The sequence below is a fragment of the Pseudomonas sp. SIMBA_067 genome (assembly GCF_046534675.1).
In the GTDB taxonomy this organism is placed as follows: Bacteria; Pseudomonadota; Gammaproteobacteria; order Pseudomonadales; family Pseudomonadaceae; genus Aquipseudomonas; species Aquipseudomonas putida.
The window spans coordinates 1-281 of the sequence record NZ_JAWRYH010000276.1 but is presented as its reverse complement, the minus strand read 5'-3'; the positions used below and the strand labels follow the sequence as shown (position 1 = coordinate 281).

At 59.1% G+C, this 281-nt stretch carries 1 protein-coding gene; it reads left to right on the top strand.

Features of this window, described 5'->3' with window-relative positions; genetic code table 11:
* On the top strand, nucleotides 1-221 hold a 221-nt coding region (locus tag SB765_RS29070; protein ID WP_410932411.1), incomplete at its 5' end, for a 2-dehydro-3-deoxygalactonokinase.
* Nucleotides 222-281 lie beyond the last annotated feature (60 nt).

Below are 281 nucleotides of genomic sequence, written 5' to 3'. Positions count from 1 at the left end.
AGGTCAGCGAATTTCTCTCTGGTTTGTTGATTGGTGCAGAGGTCGCCAGTATGCGCGACTATGTGGCCCATCAACACGCCATCACCCTTGTCGCCGGAACATCGCTGACCGCGCGCTACCAGCAAGCCTTTCAGGCGATGGGTTGCGACGTGACGGCGGTGGCGGGCGACACGGCATTTCAGGCTGGTATAAGGAGCATCGCTCATGCAGTGGCAAACTAAACTCCCGCTGATCGCCATTTTGCGCGGTATTACGCCCGACGAGGCGCTGGCGCATGTTGG